Origin of the sequence: Sporosarcina soli, from assembly GCF_042655805.1 — a bacterium.
GTDB classification, from domain to species: Bacteria; Bacillota; Bacilli; order Bacillales_A; family Planococcaceae; genus Sporosarcina; species Sporosarcina soli.
Genome location: NZ_JBHSNO010000009.1, coordinates 42,945 through 57,263 on the forward strand (window position 1 = coordinate 42,945; position 14,319 = coordinate 57,263).

Here is a 14,319-nt window from a genome sequence, read left to right on the forward strand (position 1 = left end):
ACAAATTTGACTAACGGGGGAAAAGGAGGAAGAGAGATGGAGGGAAATGGAAAATCCATCGTGGAAAAAGTGACAGCGGGACTTGAAAATGTAGGGCTCGGTTACTTTCATACTGGCGAAGGTAGTGAATACGATGACTATTATTTATATTTTAATGACCCGGACTTTGAAACCCGAAAATGTGCACTCGCAGAATTCACGGTGATGTTGGGCAATTGGCATGAAAAGTGCAGTTTTGCTTTTAACCCTCAACACGAACGTAAATTTATAGGTAGCTATTCACCTAATGAACCAAGTCATGAATTGAATAATTACGTTGAAGCTTTTGTTACACATCATGAACAGATTGAGAAAAACTTTCCTGTAATGTATGAATATATTATTCGGTTTTTAATACAAATTGAAGATAATCATAAATATTCGTATGAAGTGTGGTTCCCTGAAGTGGACGCAGAGTTATTTAAGAGGTTAAGAGAGAGCATCTTGATGCCTAAAAGAAGAGTGGTAGATAACCCGACTGACATAAAATATTTCTTAAAAGAGGCGGGAATCCCACCCTTTTTTAAAGGAGACTTCATCGAATAAGAAAAGGTGAAGCGGAATTAGTAACATAAATTTTTTTATGGGAGGGGTTCATTTGAAAATATTGTCGGTTATCGGGAATATAGTCGTGATCATTATTCTATCGTCTATTTTGGCATTTGCGATGTTGATTGGCTCTTTTTTATTCATTCCGTGGATGATGTATATCATTCCGTTGATTATCGCGCTCTATGTTTTTTTAGTTTATCTACTTACTTTCAAAGTGTTTGGGTGGTTTAAGCACGTATCCGGCAAGAAAGCTTTTTACGGGGGGACAGCGGTTATTGCAGTCGTCGGTTTATCCTTTGCGATGTCGGACTGGTACAAGCAATCATTGGATCGTGTCGGCGATGCAGAAGTGGATTTGCATCAGTATATGCCATTTGAGGAAGGGACAAAAGCGGTGAAGTTGGACGAGCCCGCGACTTTGGCGTTGAAAGCGGACTTGCCGATTCTGGATGGAGCTACTGCATTGTATCCGATGTACGCAGCATTCGCGCAGGCAGTCTATCCGGAGAAAACGTATCCTTTGTATGATAGTGAAGTGATGTCAAATATGACGCATGTCGCTTATGAAAATTTGATTAATGGCGAGGTGGACTTAATTTTTGTAGCAGGGCCTTCTAAGGATCAGGTGGCGGCAGCAAAACGTGCAGGGAAAGAATTAAAATTGACCCCTATCGGTAAAGAAGCATTTGTCTTTTTCGTCAACTCAAAAAATAAAGTGGAAGATCTGACGATGGATGAAATCAGGGGCATTTACTCGGGGGAATTAACAAATTGGAAAGAGGTCGGTGGTAAAAATAAAGCCATTCGGGCATTTCAACGACCGCAAGACAGCGGTAGTCAGACAGCGCTTCAAAAACTGATGGGGAATGTACCGATTATGGAACCTCCAGTTGACAATGTAATAGATCTTATGGGAGGGATTATCGACCAAGTATCAGCCTATACAAACTACAACAATGCAATCGGTTTTACATTCCGATTCTACTCCACTGAAATGGTTCGAAACGATAAAATCCGTTTACTGGCAGTCAACGGTGTCGAACCGACAAAAGAAACGATCCGTTCCGGCGACTATCCGATTACAAGTGAATTTTATGCCGTCACTGCAGGGAGTGACAACCCGCATATCGATGCGTTCATCGAGTGGGTTTTGTCGGAACAGGGGCAAGAGATTGTGGAGAAGACGGGGTATGTCTCGTTTCAATAATATGTCGCGGCCAACAAGGTTGTGGTTTTTTGTATGGAAGTAGGCGAGTCCATAGGCCTGTTTCGCTGATATGTACTGGTTAAGCGCCGATATATGTATTGTAATCGCCTATAAATCCACTTCAAGCACTGATATAACTGATGAGGACGCTGATATAATAATTGGAACCTCTATTTATGTCATATATGTGTTGATCAACCCGCCGTGCATAGGGATAGATGGACTATCGGAGATAGTGACGAGTCCGCTAGAAATCAGGTATACTTGACTATGAGGTAATTTCAGAAGGTTTTGTTAGTTGGGATTCACTTGAAAAAGGAATGAGTAGCCTTGATGGGATTTTTATGGATTCTTACGCCAGTCATCGGTATTTTGTGGTTTCTAAATCTTGTAACCTTGCTGCAAAAGATGAAAGATGGCAGGTATTACCGTAGTCAGAAGATAGCGGGAGGATTTTACACATTTCTTATCATTTTTTTGTCTTTGTTCTTTATAATGATGATGCATTGAAAGCATGAAGGGGAGAATTAGACAGGGGGAATCGGAAATGGATAATCAGATCACAACTATACTAGCAATCAAGTACCCGATCGTTCAAGCTCCAATGGCAGGGGTGACGACGCCGGAATTTGTATCGGCGGCTGCAGAGGCAGGAATGCTCGGTTCAATTGGTGCGGGCTATTTATCGGCAGAGGCGACACGGCAGTTTATTCGAGAGGTGAAAGAGCGGACGGAGAAGCCATTTGCGGTTAATTTGTTTGTGCCAGAGAATGTCAAGATGGACCAGCCTTATTTGCGGGAAGCTTATGAGGCATTACAACCGATTGGTAAACAGCTCGGCATGCCATTTTGGAAAGCTCCGCTGTCGGAACCTGAATTTGATGAACAAATCCGGGTAGTTGTGGAAGAAGGTGTGAAAATCTGTTCGTTCACATTCGGCTTGCCGAATGAAGAGACGATACGATTGCTGAAAGAGCATGATGTATATCTTATTGGGACGGCAACGACCGTGGAAGAGGCGAAGCTAGCAGAACAAGCGGGCATGGATGCCGTTGTTGCACAAGGGAGCGAAGCGGGTGGACACCGAGGATCGTTTTCGGGGGAATTAACGTTCATTCCACTTCAGGAATTGCTTACATCTATTGTCGCATCCGTTCAAATCCCTGTTATCGCAGCAGGCGGTATCGCGACGAAAGAAAGCATAGATCATGCATTGGCAGCTGGTGCACAAGCAGTTCAAATTGGAACCATCTTGCTTGCGGCTGAAGAAAGTGGCGCTCATCCTGTATATAAGCAAGCCGTTTTGGAGGCGGATGAAGGGTGCACCGTATTCACAAAAGCTTTTTCGGGTAAAACAGCGCGCGGCATTCGCAACCAATTTATGATGGACATGAAAGAAGCGATCATTGCGCCATACCCTTACCAAAATGATTTGACGAAAGAAATCCGCAAAGCGGCGGCTCAGCAAGGAAAACGAGATTTTATCTCGCTATGGGCAGGAGAAAGTGTGCATATGAGTAGAGAAGGAACAATAAAAGAAATACTTGCACAACTCATTCATCCGCTATAATAAGACTATTGAAGAAAAATGGCGGTGGGAATTGATGAAGAAATATATGGGTGAAATTGGGCTGATGATTACAGCGATTATTTGGGGGAGCGGCTTTGTAGCAAGCGCTGTGTCTTTGGAACATTACACGCCTTATCAAATATTGGCGGGAAGGTTCTTAATTGGCACGCTCATCCTTTGCTTGGTGTTTTATAAGAAATTAAGATATATCAAGAAAAGCACGCTCTTTAAAGGGACCGTACTAGGCCTCTTTTTATACATCGCCTTTGCGCTTCAAACCGTGGGCTTGCAATATACGACCCCTTCTAAAAATGCGTTTTTAACAGCGGTCAATGTTGTCATTGTCCCATTTATCGGTTTTTTATTGTATAAGCGGAAAATCGATCTGTTTGAATTGGGCGGCGCGATTCTGGCGTTGGTCGGCATTGCAGTATTGTCATTGAAATTATCCACGGGAATCAATATCGGGGATTTACTGACGCTCTGTTGTGCGGTTGGCTTCGCGTTCCATATCTTTTACACGGCGAAATTTGTCAAAGACGAAGATGCCGTATTGCTCACGATTATTCAAATGGTCATAGCGGCGGTCATTGGATGGATTGTGGTTGGTTTCAAAGGGGAAACATCGTTTTCGCTCGAATCGGAAGGATTGCTACCACTGCTTTATCTTGGTATTTTTTCAACGACCATTGCTTATTTACTGCAGACCGTGGCGCAGAAATTCATCACTGAAACAAAGGCAGCAATTATTCTGTCAACCGAATCGTTTTGGGGCACGGCCTTTTCGGTTGTCATTTTAAGTGAAGTATTGACAACGAAAATGATCATCGGTGCTATTCTCATTCTTGGGGCGATCCTACTCTCAGAAACAAAGTTTAGTTTTATCAAAAAGAAAGAGATAGAAGAAATCACTTGATTGATAGAGATTACAGTGCAACGAACCAAGCGGAATCGTTGCATTGTAATCTTTTTCTTTATCTACAACCTTATCAGTCTTCCCTCTCTCTTTCGCTTCAAACATTATCTTTCGATAACATTATGACAAGTATTTTGCATTTCTTACAAGTCTGTCATATACGTTTTAGGCGGGTGGATAAGGCTATATAAGAGAGTGTTAGACCAAAACTTTTTAAAGGAGAGATTCAGCAATGGCTAAAAACGACAATAATCGTAACAACAACCAAAATGGAATGTCCCTAGAAGAGGCAGGTCGTAAAGGCGGAGAAGCCACGGCAAAGAACCACGGTAGAGAATTCTACGAAGAGATTGGTAGAAAAGGTGGAGAAGCGACAGCTGAAAGCCATGACCGTGAGTTTTATGAAAAGATCGGTAAAAAAGGCGGAGAGGCGACTGCCAAGAATCATGACCGTGAGTTCTATGAAGAAATCGGTCAAAAGGGCGGAGAAGCCCGTGCTCGACAAAATGACAATAATAACAATAACGATGATGACGATAACGGCGGAAGAGGTAAAATGAGCCGATCCGAAGCAGGTCGCAAAGGCGGCAAACATAGCCACGACAACGACTAATAATGTAGTTTAACCAACACATTCAACAGCTACAAACCAACCCCCAGCACAACATTGAAGTGTGTTGGGGGTTGGTTTTTTATTGAAATTATATCTACAGGAAAGGTTTTCAATCCTATAAAAAGCATGACGGAATCCAGAATACCACTATTAAAAACGAAAAGGGGACTTGTAAATTGCAGAAGAAAGTTTTGTTCATCTCAGATCACGGCGATCCGTTAGCACCATTAGGCAGCGAACAGGCAGGCGGGCAAAATAATTATGTTAAACAGCTGGCTTTGGCGCTTGAAAAAGAGGGAAACCAAGTGGATGTCGTCACCCATTGGGTAGACTCGACTGATTCGCAAATAGAAGTATTTGGTGATTCCTGCCGTGTCATCCGGATTGCGGCGGGCCGCAAAGAGTATGTTCCTAAAAATGAGATGTTCAATCTCCTGCCCGATTTCTATGCCGAAATGAAAAATACCATTCAGCTTGCATCCTATGATCTTGTGCACACCCATTATTGGTTATCCGGTCTATTAGGCTCGATTGTGAAGAAGGAGTATCCGATGCCATGGATTCATACGAACCATTCACTAAGTGTAGCGAAAGAACAGGTTACCGGTGTACAGGAGCCGACTCGATTGGCTGCGGAAAAGCTGATCTTAAGTACGGCGGATCAAATTATCACCACAACAGAAAATGAGGCTGACCTCATCCGGAGCTTTGTCAACCAGCCAGCTCCTATGTCAGTCGTTGCAATCGGAGTCGACAATGCATTCCAACCTTTGCAAAAGCAAAAAGAAGTATCTAATAACCCGTATTTTGCATTTGCCGGCAGACTTGAAAAGACAAAAGGGATTTATACACTCTTACACGCTTTCCGTCGACTTGTTGAAGGGGATGAAGTACCGGATTCCGCGAAGCTTCTCATCGCAGGTGGCGACGCGGATAGTGTCGATACTGCCAAAAAGTTGCCGAAGCATCATGCATTACGGGCCACCATCAAGGGATTGGAAAATCGGATCGATTTTATCGGCGGCCAGTCACAATATCAGCTGGCTTCCCTTTTCAATGGAGCGACAGGTACCATTGTTCCTTCGCATTATGAATCCTTCGGAATGGTGGCAGCTGAAGCCCAAGCCTGTGGATGCCCGGTTATCGCATCGAATGTAGGGGGTCTTAAGGAAGTAGTGAAAAATCGGATGACCGGTTTGCATATCGAAAAAAATGATGTGCAAAGTTTGGCGTCCGCCATGAAAACATTACTGACCAATCAAACATATGCCAAGCGGCTCGGCATGACAGCGGCTGCCTTTGCCAACAAGGAGTTTAGATGGCCGGCGTTATCGAAAAAAATAAATAAATTGTATGAGGTGACGTTGAATGAAAAGAAAAACGCATATGCTGGCGACAGATCTCGACGGTACGTTGGTGGGCGATCAAGAGGCGCTACGGGAACTGCTGCTGTATTACGATGAACTGCCTTATGACGTGGCACTTGTCTATGTGACAGGTAGACATCTGGCTTCCACTCTTTCGCTTATTGAAGCGGAAAATTTGCCGCAGCCGGACATTCTCATCACAGATGTCGGAACGGCAATTTACCGAGACGTACAGCTAGTGGAAGAGGAGGAATGGAAACAGCAAATGCAGGCCGAATGGCAACCGGAACGGATTATTGAAATGGCTTCGGCTTTGCCGTCATTGCATAGACAGTCGCTACCTGATAATCGCCGCATTTCATTCACTTTTTCACCTAATGATAGTACTGTACATGACTTTGAAAAAGCGCTTGTCCAAGCCCACATCCCTCATAAAATGATCATCAGTTCCAATCGGGACGTCGATGTGTTGCCTGAAAAAAGTGGGAAAGGGAAAGCGCTGAACTATGTAATTGAAAGGTATGCGCCAGAAGACGTCCAAGTTCTTGTGGCTGGTGATTCAGGCAATGACCTCGACATGCTCACCCTCGGTTATCCGGCTGTTATTGTCGGAAATGCTCAACCCGAGCTGACTGCGATCGACCCCCATCCCCGTCTTTATCATGCACAGAAGAACTGTGCGAAAGGCATCCACGAGGCTTGGCTCCATTTTTATGGAAGTTGACCCATTCAAACACGTTCTTTCAAACAAGCAAGTCTGTTTGAAAGAATGTGTTTGTTTTTGTGGTTGCACTTTTGAAAGCTGTAACTTTGTGTAAATATGACCGTCTAGTAGATAGGGAGGGGTCTAGATGAATAAAAGGCTATTACCGGTGATCACTTTGATCTTATTGATTTTGTCGGGATGTGTAAACGGCGGAATATCAGGAGCAAAGCCACCGAAAGTCTATATTGAAATTGAAGGTGAAACCCATGAAACCACGCTTGGCACTTATTGCTGGGGGAATACGTGTGTCGATACGGTTGGTCCGTTTGAAATTTTGGAAGGGAAAGAGCCTATCAAGATAAAACCCGGAGAAACCATTTATGTTGTGATGGATTATGAACCAAAACCAAATGAATTTCATGTTTTACAGATGAATGATAGTGTGGAAACTGAAGTCACAGTGCAAGATAATCATTTTACTGCGCCTACTGAACCAGGAATCTATTATTATTCTTATGGGGCATGGTGGATGGATGAAAAAGAAGAGAAAGTATCAAATGGGGATGCCTTCTATGCCTTTATGCTTGAAGTTGAGCCAGAGTGATTCTACAAAAGAAATTATCCACCCTTGAGTTTCGCGGCTTAGGTGGATTATTTCCTCTGTGGACGCTGACTCCCGTACGGGAACCCGCTATTATGAGCACCGCGACGATGCGCTAACATCGTTGCGGTCTTTTTACTATAGCCGTTTCTACCGTAATTATAACAAACCCTGAATTACTGTCTACGAATCGAAATCCATTAGAGGGAGGATACTAGAATGTTTTTACGCAATGTTTTCATAAATGATGTAAAATCAGGAGGGCTTTTAATCTATTCGATTCTGCTACTTGTCATGTTTACAGCGGGATGCAATACAGGAATAAAAGAAAATCCTACACCAAAAGATTTTCTGAAGAATGCAGAGGTGGATATTTTTATGCTCGAGGATATTGTGTATTCAAATGTCCAAAATATCGAATGGGTACAACAAATAGACTATAAAGTAGGCGAACAAGTTGGAGAAATAACCAGACAAACAGACAAAGCAATTGTATTTACTAACGGCGTATCAAACAAATTACCCGTTGGCACAAAGATCTATAGGACGAATAACGCTGTATATATTGCAGTTATTGAAGGCGAAGAGATTCCTTATTTGGCAATGTTAGAAGGTTAGTTGGCTCAGGAAATAGAAGTATGATGTGTGGGAAGTCTTTAACTTTAGCAATTCCTCAACAACAAACGTCTTTTCCAAGGAGGTTAAGTAATGGGATGGGTGTATCTCATTTGGATAGGTAGCATCGTTTTGTGTATTTTCGGATGGGCTTATTTTAGATCCTTTTACCGGAAACACAAACGTTATTTTGTTCCGTATCTCATCTTTCAACTGGGCGTTACACTGTTGGTCATTAGCATCTTCATCATTGGTCAGTGGGCTGGTATGGCTTATGGTTTTATTTCCCTCGTAATCATGGGCTTGGGGCTGATCATTGGATTGCTTATTTTCATTTATTCCTTTGTGCAAAAAAACGACAGTAGTCATCTCGCCGCTCGAAATGAAAGCAGTTCATCAACAAAGACACTATCAAAAAAGGAGATTGAAATGGTAATAAACTACAACCTAACAGAAGAAGATTATATACACTTCAATTTATACCATATCAAAAATTCAAAGACAGGGAAACAAGCTTTGACATGGCAGCGGTTTTTATCGCCCTTATTCTTTATTCTCATTGCCTATATTTACTCGGCGATAAGTGACATGCCCTTTCTACCGTTATTTATCACTTTTTTCATTATGAGCATTCTATGGATCCTTTTCTATCCAAAGTATTTTTACAACCTCATTACCCGCAATGCAAAGAAAATGATCAAAGAAGGGAAGAATGAAGGACTATTAGGCGAGCATTGCATGAAAATGACGGAGGAAGGAATCGCCGATACTTCTTCACAGAGGGAAACAAAAGTAACTTGGTCCGGGATAACCGGTTTCAAAGAAGATGACGGATACATCTATTTGTACAATAGCTCAGTCAGTGCCTATATTCTACCGAAGCGGGAAATCGATCACGTGGATGAAGTCAGAGACTATATCCAGTCAAGACTCATACACTAAGAAGACACTGAGGGAGTGGTTCTGTTGAGAAAAATGCTGACAGCCTTGCTGACAGTTTTATTTCTAACGGCTTGTTCCAATCAAGAGGTTAGCGACTATGACTATTCTTTTACAGGAGAAAGTGAGCATTGGGTAGCAGAATACTTTGTTCAAGGAACGGAAAAATGGGGAAAAAAGAATAATAGTGTGACCTATTCGAATGAAAGTAGCTATATCTTTACGGTAAAATACAAGGGAACCTTGGAGGAACTGACCCCTGTGAAAACACTCGAATTCGCATATGAAACAATTATGAGTAGCGGGAGTAAGAGTATGGAATTCGATGAACCCCTAACTGAAGTTGTCTTTACGACCAGTGGAAGTTCAAAAGGAGGAGCAAAAGTAGGGGAAGATGAGGTTATCCAAGTACATGTAAAATGGGATGATGCCGAGGAGTCATTTGAATTGCATAACCGTGGAGAACGGATTTTTCCGCGGTAATGAGGCGGAGCTTACTACGTAGATAAAAAATCGGTAAAGGAGCATCTCCCTTACCGATTTTCACTTTAGGTACGAATTGCACGAAGTATTCAGCTTGGCAGATGACGATGGGCGAACACAAGAATCCCGTAACTGGTAACCCAAGATTTGAAAGAGTTTTGAACGCTAATCGGTAAACTTTAAACAATAAAGAACTTTAAGGCGTAATTTTTACAACTTTGAGCGTTAAACCTTGAGCTTTTATCGTCAATTAGTACACCATTAGATTGTAAGTTGAGTGTTGGCTTTACTTGTTCACCCAAAGAAATGCCAACGAAAGAAGGGTCTTGTGGGCATCGTTTTCGAATACGCATGCAATTGATGGATTGTTTGTTAAACCGTGATTTTTGTGATCGCATTTGATTCGGAGAGGACTGCGTCGACTTCCGATTTGAAGCTTGAAATTTTTTCTTCCAGCTCCTCGATGCGTTTATCGATTTTTAACGGGTCGATTAAAACGTATTCGTTGCGCTCCATAAATGACTTCGTATGTAGCTCTACTTCCTCTTTTTTTGCGTGTTCTTTATTTCCCAAAATGGCCGTTAAATATTCTTCCAACCGTTTAGGGAGGGAATCATTTTCTTTTGTCAATTTATTGATTGCCGTTCTACGCGCTTCAATCATAGAAGCTAATAATCTTTCTTCATGTTCAATGGAAACCTTGCGCTCGATCGCCTTAGCTACAGTCATCGTTTCGCCAGCTACGATGACTTCTGTAACCGCGTTCGATTGGACTATCGCGTCTTTAATTTGAATGCGTCGTTCAATTAATGCAGAGGCTTTGTCAAAACCGGATTGGATGGTTTTTTCATAGTCTTCGATGGACATGCCTTTGATTTTCTGTGCCGATTTGCGATCTGTTGCAATGAAATCCGCTTCATAGATCGCTTTTGGTATCCGCTCATTCAAGGTCTTTAATTCAGTTAAAGCACGGTGGATCGACATCGTTTGTGTAGTAGTCAATGAATCTTCCTCCATCATCGCTTTGGTAAATACTAGTGTACCATACTTGGACGCAGAGTGATTCGCCTACCCGAAAGGCGGCTATGCTTCGAAAAATCCAAAACATAGCCGCTTCTCTTATTGTACGTATTCCATATCCTCAATCAACGCCAACATTTCTTCAAATGTGAGGCTTGGATCTAATAAAATCACGCTATAGCCATAACCGTTCTCTGCCCAGTTCAATAAGCGGAAATTTTCTATCTCTGTTTTATCGCCACGCAGACCACGAATCGATAAGCTTTCATCATCCAAAGCTTTCTGATCCTCTTCATCGATTTTGAAAGCGCTAAGCGAGAAGTAAGGTACATTATCTTTGCTGTAAGTCAGTGTCAATTCCGTATTCATTTGCTCGCTATTCATGAACATTGCACTGATTTGATGAATCTTTAGCGATTCGTTTTCTTTCATATACAAAAACGGTTTTTCCATTATCTCAATCGCCTCGTCCAAAGACGGAATAATGCTTTCCTCTAAATCAGCTGAAAGATCCTGAATTTCAACATCTGCTGGCAAGTCCAATACAAAAAGCTCGTCCTCTACTTTTACGTCAAATTCAATTTTTGTATACTCGGTTTCGAATTGTAAATCATCACTCGTTGACACGGCTTTTAACACAAACCAATTCTGTTTATCTACCCAAATCTCATGATCGCCATAAAGTGAATGGCTGTCCTTTACTTTTGCTTTTAAATGATAGGCATCACGACCTGCTATTTTTTCTTCACCGACAAGTGAGATAGAATGTGTATCCCTAACGCCTTTTAATAGTTGTTCAGCCTGATCCTTCGGCGATTGCTGACCTAGTGCTGCCATCTCGTCTGAAAGCTCCACTACCATTGCTGAATTTGTTGCCGTTTCGTATAGGGTCAGTTGTTTTCCATCATTAACAGCAATGGCCTTATCTTCTGTACCCTTCAACTCTGTTTCTGTGCGGCGCTTGCCGTCTGCATACCACTCTTTCATCAAGATTTCACCTGAGTCGTCAACCGAATTCATGACTGCCTCCGCATAGTAGGAAGAAACCTTCTCCGTATCCTTCAGTGCATTTTGGATCACTTGTTCCGGAGAGTATTGACTATCCTCTGTTGAACAGGCATACAAACCTATCGACATGACCGTTGCGAGTCCAAACACTTTCATTGTGTTCATGATTTTCATCTTATTCACCAATCCTTTTAATTGTCGGCAACCAGCATACAACGCAAGTGCCGCTATTTTTTTCTGAAGCGATTTGCACAGTTCCACCATGCTTTTCAATCATCCGCTTCGTAATACTTAAACCGAGTCCTGTGCCGGTATCCTCTTTTTTCGTACGTGCTGTATCGGTTTGATAGAGGGGCTCGAATACAAATGCCAACGCTTCAGGTGCAATGCCAATTCCGCTATTTTGTACAATGAAATATATCCCATCTTGCTTGCTGAAAAGTGATGTGGCAAACGGCATGATTTCCTCTGGTACATATTGTGGAGAAACAGCAGCAAGTATAATTTCACCGTTTTTCTTCGTATGTTTCATCGCATTGCTCATTAGATTATCCGCCACGCGTAACAGCTGTTTCGGATTGACCGCATACACGCCCTCTACTTCGCAAAATGTATGCAACGTAATTTTTCTTTCCAGACAGAGTGGCTCATAATCGGACACGAGCATCTCAAAAAACTCGCTCCCTTCCACTTCTACGAGCTCGATCTCGTAGCTCGGCGATTGGAGCAATGTGTACATCAACAAATCATCAAGCATTTGTTGCATGTAATGCGCCTTTTGAATGATGACTTCTTGGTATTCCTTTTGTCGAGATACGGGCAAATTTTGCTCATTCCCAAGAGATTCGGCATATGCGCGTATGGAAGTAAGGGGCGTTTTTAAGTCATGCGAAATGCTCGCAATCATATAAGCCTTTTCACGTTGCTCCTGCGCCAGATTGTCACGGGCTGCCTCAATTTGCTGTCGCATCTCATCAAAGCTTGCAGCAAGTTCTCCAATTTCGTCGTTTTGTTGTTCAATCTGTTCGACTGTTCCATGCTCGGCAAAAATTTTCATCTGTCGCATCAAATGGGCGAGTCGACGATTTAATTTGTGATTTACCAGCATGACGACTACTAGGAAAATGCCAGAAATGAAAACGACAAATAGGACAACGACAAACCAAGTGCGGTTGGTTACACCGTCTACCCACTCTGCACGAGCAAGCTTTACTTCGTAAAAGCCAACCAGTTCCTTAGCGGAAAAAACCGGAGCACGGTACGTAAAAGAACGGTAACTTTGGTCAAATACATATAAGTTTTTGTATAGATTTTCTTTTGCTTCAAGTGACTGAACCGTCTTTCTTAAAGGGTTGGATGTGTACAATAAATAACCATCCTTCGAATAGAGCTCGATCGCCGTATGCGCATCAGTTAACGCATCGAGCTGTTCATATTCAATCCCAAACTGGTAGAGCGCTGGATCTTCGACAATCGGTAAAATAGCTTGTAATTCGGTCCATTTCAGAAAATATTCTTCGACATTCCGGTCTTGGTGATACGCATTGATCCATGCGAATAATCCGTAAGCCGCGCCGAGTGGGAGAAGCATGACGATGATATAAGAAAGCAGCAGCCATGTTTTAATTTTCATAACGGTTCACCGATGAAGCGATAACCCTTTCCCCATACGGTTTGGATAAAGCGCGGTGTTTTCACAGGGTCTCCAAGCTTTTCACGCAACGATTTGATGTGTACCGTGACGGTATGGGCACCATCCATATCTGCCTGTTGCCAAATATGTTCATACAGCTCGTTTTTTGAAAATATGCGCTCGCTATTTTGTGCCAAGACACGAAGTAATTCAAATTCCTTATGCGTTAAAGATAATTCCTGGCCACATAAATATGCTCGCTCTAAATTCCAGCTGATCGTTAAATCTTGTGCAAAATGAACCTCTTCAATGGCCACTTGTACGCCGTTATAACGAAACCATCGTCTTAAATGCGAATCGATGCGGGCTTGCAACTCCGCCAAACTAAACGGCTTCGCAACATAATCGTCCGCCCCGAGCCCTAACCCTTCGATTTTATCGACATCATCTTTACGCGCGCTAACGATGATAATGGGGATATCGCTCTTCCAACGAATATTGCGGCATAATGTAAAACCATCCATTTCCGGTAACATTAAGTCGATCAGCACTAAGTCATACGAACCGGATTGAAAATCATCCAATCCTTCAAGACCCGTTGTCGCCCAAGTCACATGGTGTCCAGCAGAAACAAGCGTATCGCGAATCACACGTGCAATTTCTGTATCATCTTCAACTATTAAAATATTTGCCTTCATGTCGCTGCCTCCCAATACAAATGTAGCATAGCAATTTTCAAGTTCTGGAAACTTTATAAATACTTTATCTTCATTCAGCAGAAGACTCCCACCTCTGTAGGTGGCGGGATGAATGCAGTTTTGTTTCCTGGTCAGCGGGTGTTCAAACGCCCGCTGAACGAAGATAAAGCCTCCGGCGGATGTCACAGATTTTGAAAGGAGTTAATTGCGCAAGCGCAATTCAAAATCTGGACGCAATTACGCCGAGGCGTAATTGACTTTCTTCATCTAACGTTAGCAAATAAATGGAGGAAGGCAATATGGAACAAATGTATTGGGCCTAACAAAACGTTTTGATCACTGGAAAATCTTT

The 14,319-nt window shown here is 42.5% G+C and carries 15 protein-coding genes; 11 read left to right on the forward strand and 4 right to left on the reverse strand.

The annotated features are described in order from the left end of the window. Nucleotides 1–36: 36 nt before the first annotated feature. From ACFPRA_RS17830 to ACFPRA_RS17880, 11 genes are all read left to right on the forward strand, one after another. Entirely contained in the window at nt 37–585 is a 549-nt protein-coding gene (locus ACFPRA_RS17830) for a hypothetical protein (protein WP_381437717.1), read from the forward strand. A 52-nt stretch (nt 586–637) separates the two neighbouring features. Further along, nucleotides 638–1,798, forward strand: a complete 1,161-nt coding sequence (locus ACFPRA_RS17835; protein ID WP_381437719.1) for a PstS family phosphate ABC transporter substrate-binding protein — start codon at nt 638–640, stop codon at nt 1,796–1,798. A 547-nt stretch (nt 1,799–2,345) separates the two neighbouring features. Beyond that, nucleotides 2,346–3,368: an NAD(P)H-dependent flavin oxidoreductase gene (locus tag ACFPRA_RS17840; RefSeq protein ID WP_381437721.1), complete on the forward strand. Its 1,023-nt coding sequence runs from the start codon at nt 2,346–2,348 to the stop codon at nt 3,366–3,368. Nucleotides 3,369–3,402: 34 nt separating this feature from the next. Continuing rightward, nucleotides 3,403–4,284, forward strand: coding sequence for a DMT family transporter (locus ACFPRA_RS17845; protein ID WP_381437724.1), 882 nt, complete (start codon nt 3,403–3,405; stop codon nt 4,282–4,284). Between the two features lie 232 nt (nt 4,285–4,516). Next, nucleotides 4,517–4,897 (forward strand): KGG domain-containing protein, encoded by a 381-nt coding sequence (locus ACFPRA_RS17850; protein ID WP_381437726.1) that lies wholly within the window; start codon nt 4,517–4,519, stop codon nt 4,895–4,897. A 176-nt stretch (nt 4,898–5,073) separates the two neighbouring features. Further along, the gene (locus ACFPRA_RS17855) at nt 5,074–6,360 is read left to right on the forward strand and encodes a glycosyltransferase (protein WP_381437729.1); all 1,287 of its coding nucleotides are present in this window, start codon (nt 5,074–5,076) and stop codon (nt 6,358–6,360) included. After that, the gene (locus ACFPRA_RS17860; protein WP_381437731.1) at nt 6,266–6,988 is read left to right on the forward strand and encodes an HAD-IIB family hydrolase; all 723 of its coding nucleotides are present in this window, start codon (nt 6,266–6,268) and stop codon (nt 6,986–6,988) included. Before ACFPRA_RS17855 ends, ACFPRA_RS17860 begins: the two co-directional genes overlap by 95 nt. 127 nt (nt 6,989–7,115) lie before the next feature. Continuing rightward, nucleotides 7,116–7,574 (forward strand): hypothetical protein, encoded by a 459-nt coding sequence (locus ACFPRA_RS17865; protein ID WP_381437733.1) that lies wholly within the window; start codon nt 7,116–7,118, stop codon nt 7,572–7,574. Between the two features lie 216 nt (nt 7,575–7,790). Beyond that, nucleotides 7,791–8,189 carry a hypothetical protein gene (locus tag ACFPRA_RS17870; RefSeq protein ID WP_381437735.1) on the forward strand — a complete coding sequence of 133 codons (399 nt, stop codon included), beginning with the start codon at nt 7,791–7,793 and terminating at the stop codon, nt 8,187–8,189. Between the two features lie 90 nt (nt 8,190–8,279). Continuing rightward, entirely contained in the window at nt 8,280–9,128 is an 849-nt protein-coding gene (locus ACFPRA_RS17875; RefSeq protein ID WP_381437737.1) for a YcxB family protein, read from the forward strand. Nucleotides 9,129–9,161: 33 nt separating this feature from the next. Then, nucleotides 9,162–9,608, forward strand: a complete 447-nt coding sequence (locus tag ACFPRA_RS17880) for a hypothetical protein (RefSeq protein ID WP_381437886.1) — start codon at nt 9,162–9,164, stop codon at nt 9,606–9,608. Between the two features lie 372 nt (nt 9,609–9,980). Here ACFPRA_RS17880 and ACFPRA_RS17885 read toward each other — a convergent pair whose 3' ends face one another. From ACFPRA_RS17885 to ACFPRA_RS17900, 4 genes are all read right to left on the reverse strand, one after another. Then, nucleotides 9,981–10,610, reverse strand: coding sequence for a hypothetical protein (locus ACFPRA_RS17885; RefSeq protein ID WP_381437740.1), 630 nt, complete (start codon nt 10,608–10,610; stop codon nt 9,981–9,983). Nucleotides 10,611–10,727: 117 nt separating this feature from the next. After that, entirely contained in the window at nt 10,728–11,900 is a 1,173-nt protein-coding gene (locus tag ACFPRA_RS17890) for a LolA family protein (protein ID WP_381437742.1), read from the reverse strand. Then, nucleotides 11,812–13,269, reverse strand: a complete 1,458-nt coding sequence (locus ACFPRA_RS17895; RefSeq protein WP_381437744.1) for a sensor histidine kinase — start codon at nt 13,267–13,269, stop codon at nt 11,812–11,814. Before ACFPRA_RS17895 ends, ACFPRA_RS17890 begins: the two co-directional genes overlap by 89 nt. Next, the gene (locus tag ACFPRA_RS17900) at nt 13,266–13,967 is read right to left on the reverse strand and encodes a response regulator transcription factor (RefSeq protein ID WP_381437746.1); all 702 of its coding nucleotides are present in this window, start codon (nt 13,965–13,967) and stop codon (nt 13,266–13,268) included. The genes ACFPRA_RS17895 and ACFPRA_RS17900 overlap by 4 nt, the downstream gene beginning before the upstream one ends. Nucleotides 13,968–14,319: the final 352 nt, after the last annotated feature.

Coding starts and splice junctions, on each gene's coding strand:
- ACFPRA_RS17830 (WP_381437717.1), top strand. CDS start 37: ATGGAGGGAAATGGAAAATCCATCGTGGAAAAAGTGACAGCGGGACTT.
- ACFPRA_RS17840 (WP_381437721.1), top strand. CDS start 2,346: ATGGATAATCAGATCACAACTATACTAGCAATCAAGTACCCGATCGTT.
- ACFPRA_RS17845 (WP_381437724.1), top strand. CDS start 3,403: ATGAAGAAATATATGGGTGAAATTGGGCTGATGATTACAGCGATTATT.
- ACFPRA_RS17850 (WP_381437726.1), top strand. CDS start 4,517: ATGGCTAAAAACGACAATAATCGTAACAACAACCAAAATGGAATGTCC.
- ACFPRA_RS17860 (WP_381437731.1), top strand. CDS start 6,266: ATGAAAAGAAAAACGCATATGCTGGCGACAGATCTCGACGGTACGTTG.
- ACFPRA_RS17865 (WP_381437733.1), top strand. CDS start 7,116: ATGAATAAAAGGCTATTACCGGTGATCACTTTGATCTTATTGATTTTG.
- ACFPRA_RS17870 (WP_381437735.1), top strand. CDS start 7,791: ATGTTTTTACGCAATGTTTTCATAAATGATGTAAAATCAGGAGGGCTT.
- ACFPRA_RS17875 (WP_381437737.1), top strand. CDS start 8,280: ATGGGATGGGTGTATCTCATTTGGATAGGTAGCATCGTTTTGTGTATT.
- ACFPRA_RS17880 (WP_381437886.1), top strand. CDS start 9,162: ATGCTGACAGCCTTGCTGACAGTTTTATTTCTAACGGCTTGTTCCAAT.
- ACFPRA_RS17890 (WP_381437742.1), bottom strand. CDS start 11,900: ATGGTGGAACTGTGCAAATCGCTTCAGAAAAAAATAGCGGCACTTGCG.
- ACFPRA_RS17895 (WP_381437744.1), bottom strand. CDS start 13,269: ATGAAAATTAAAACATGGCTGCTGCTTTCTTATATCATCGTCATGCTT.
- ACFPRA_RS17900 (WP_381437746.1), bottom strand. CDS start 13,967: ATGAAGGCAAATATTTTAATAGTTGAAGATGATACAGAAATTGCACGT.